Annotated in this window: 5 protein-coding genes and 1 pseudogene; 5 read left to right on the top strand and 1 reads right to left on the bottom strand. The window is 46.1% G+C overall.

What is annotated here, in order from left to right; translation table 11 throughout:
• Positions 1–450, top strand: a 450-nt coding sequence (locus ACJ9N4_RS20775; RefSeq protein ID WP_411500784.1) for an NlpC/P60 family protein, incomplete at its 5' end; no start/stop codon positions are given.
• Between the two features lie 117 nt (positions 451–567).
• Entirely contained in the window at positions 568–855 is a 288-nt protein-coding gene (locus ACJ9N4_RS20770; protein ID WP_411500783.1) for a hypothetical protein, read from the top strand.
• A gap of 4 nt (positions 856–859) precedes the next feature.
• Here ACJ9N4_RS20770 and ACJ9N4_RS20765 read toward each other — a convergent pair whose 3' ends face one another.
• The gene (locus ACJ9N4_RS20765; protein WP_411500782.1) at positions 860–1,120 is read right to left on the bottom strand and encodes a hypothetical protein; all 261 of its coding nucleotides are present in this window, start codon (positions 1,118–1,120) and stop codon (positions 860–862) included.
• A gap of 4 nt (positions 1,121–1,124) precedes the next feature.
• On the opposite strand from ACJ9N4_RS20765, the pseudogene ACJ9N4_RS20760 reads away from it, so the two are divergent.
• The 3 genes and pseudogenes from ACJ9N4_RS20760 to ACJ9N4_RS20750 form a co-directional block, all read left to right on the top strand.
• Positions 1,125–1,214, top strand: a pseudogene (locus ACJ9N4_RS20760) (phage repressor protein); the annotation flags it as partial.
• Between the two features lie 119 nt (positions 1,215–1,333).
• Positions 1,334–1,744, top strand: a complete 411-nt coding sequence (locus tag ACJ9N4_RS20755) for a hypothetical protein (RefSeq protein WP_411500781.1) — start codon at positions 1,334–1,336, stop codon at positions 1,742–1,744.
• 44 nt (positions 1,745–1,788) lie between these two features.
• Positions 1,789–2,300, top strand: a 512-nt coding sequence (locus ACJ9N4_RS20750; protein ID WP_411500780.1) for a tail assembly protein, incomplete at its 3' end; no start/stop codon positions are given.

The following is a 2,300-nucleotide window of genomic DNA, read 5'->3' as shown; positions in this document are numbered from 1 at the left end:
GCCACGCTGCTGCCCTGGCATATTGTGAGCTGGCCAGAGGGGGATTTACGCACTATTCAGCCGCGCGGCGAACTTCCCCTGCTGGAACGCCCGTTTGTGCTTGGTCACTTTGACTGCTGGGGACTGGTGATGAGCTATTTCAGTCAGACCCACGGTATCGAGTTGAAAGATTACCGGGTCGATTATCCCTGGTGGGAAAGCGACTATCCGGACAACTTTTATCAGGATTGCTGGTATGAGTGCGGTTTCCGTGAATTCGACGGACCGCCGCAACCAGGCGATATGGTGATCATGCAGGTACAGGCCGATAAGTGGAATCACGCGGGTATTCTGCTGGAGGGTAATATGCTGCTGCACCATCTATATGGGCATCTCAGTAAGCGCGTGCCCTATGGCGGATACTGGCAGGAAAGAACGATGAAGATCGTTAGATTTAACACACTGTTTTAGCGTACTCGGATGGGATGAGTTTCACCAAGAGTAAAAATTGGTAATTATCCTAAGGGCTTGCTTCCGACGGTCGTTACTATACCTGACACATATTATATCCAGGGGCTTTACAATCCTATGAAAGGTATACTAATTGTTCGGTTGGTAATGTTTGCGTTAGCGATTCCAACTTCGGTTTTTGGAATGCAGTTAATGATGACAAAAGTTGTAGCGCAGCAAGCTGGATGCCTTGTCGACAACGCCAATGCAGCAACAACCTGGTTTTCTGATGTTGAGCTAGGTAATGTTAACCCGGCTCAGGGATTGGCAAAAATGAGCACCGATCTGTCTACCTGTGTCAAAGATATTGATCCAAGAAAAGGAACTATTAAATTTGTTAGAGAGCAGTATCAAAGATACCACTAGTCTTTCAGGTGGACTTTTTACCGCCTATGAACCGTAAGAGCTTCTGATATTCGTCAATGGCTTTCCATATCATGTCCTGCTCATCGCCATCCCATGCTTCAACCATCGCAAGCTCGGCATGGAGTTGTCTAAGCCTGATATGGATAGCGGCTATCTCATCGCGACCGAGACGCCTTGCCATTTTTATTAGAGCGCGCTCAGGCGTCATTTCATAGGGTGAAAGTCCTGTGCGTGCCTTGATATATAGTGCATTGAGTCTATTCATCGCGCACTCCAGCAAACAAGTTGAGGCATTTCGTTACAATGCCGAAGGTGTTAAAGCTTTGCGCCATCTGATATACGGTGCTGATGTGGCGTAATGCGTTGATGTAACTACATAGTTCAGTTCTGGACCATCATCAAACCCGCTTAACTGCGGGTTTTGTCGTCTCTCCGATCCCTGCTACCATTTGGCAAATTGATCAAAGGTGATAGGGATATGAAAAAAACTTTACTGCTTCTAATCGCAATAGGCGTTGCGGGTTGTTCAACCGAACCAGTACTTCCTCAAAATGCAAAAGAAGTTAATGCTTCGGTTCAATTCCATCAAAAACCAAATACGACAGAAGTCACCATCGTTCGTGACAAAGGGTTTGTAGCTGGAGGGTGTGCTATCACATCCTATGTAGATGGTATACCAGTTGCTGAGCTTGAAACAGGGGAAAAAGTTAGAGCTTATTTACCAGCGGGTGAATCAATTATTGGTGCAGGATTCGCGGGTAAGGGACTTTGTAGCGGAGCACCGAAAAAAGAACGGGAGTTTATTATCAAGCCTGGCGCTCCTAGGGTATTAAGAATATTCACTGACCAAAGTGGTAATGTCGATATTTTACCAATGACAGTGCATTGAAATATATGAAACCACCTTCGGGTGGTTTTTTATGGGAGTAACGAATGCAAGAAATTATGGTTCAAATTGAGTTGCATGGACCTTTGGGTAAAACCTTTGGAAAAACTCACCATCGCTTGATTAGCACTACTCACGAGGCATGCAGAGCTCTATCTGCGACTATAAAAGGCTTCGAGCAGTACATGAACACCAGCAAACAACGCGGTATGACCTATGCGGTATTTCGGGGAAAGAAAAATATTGGGGAAGATGATTTAGGTTTCCCTGTGACTGGTGAGGTAATCCGAATTGTTCCCGTAACTATAGGCAGTAAAAAGGCCGGTGTCCTGCAGACAATTTTGGGGGCCGTATTAGTAGCTGTTGGTGTAGTTCTAAACTTTACGCCTTTTGCAGCGGCTTCGCCTTTTTTCTATCAGGCTGGTGGTGCGTTGATCATTGGTGGTGTTGTTCAAATGCTCTCACCTCAACCATCAGGTCTTGCCAGCAAACAAAGTGCAGATAACCGTGCTTCATACGCGTTCGGTGGGGTAACAAACACTGCTGCACAGGGGTATCC

It is taken from the genome of Enterobacter sp. LM3 (genome assembly GCF_046622475.1).
GTDB lineage: Bacteria > Pseudomonadota > Gammaproteobacteria > Enterobacterales > Enterobacteriaceae > Enterobacter > Enterobacter cloacae_P.
The sequence above is the reverse complement of the archived record's forward strand: the minus strand, read 5'-3'. Positions and strand labels throughout refer to the sequence as shown.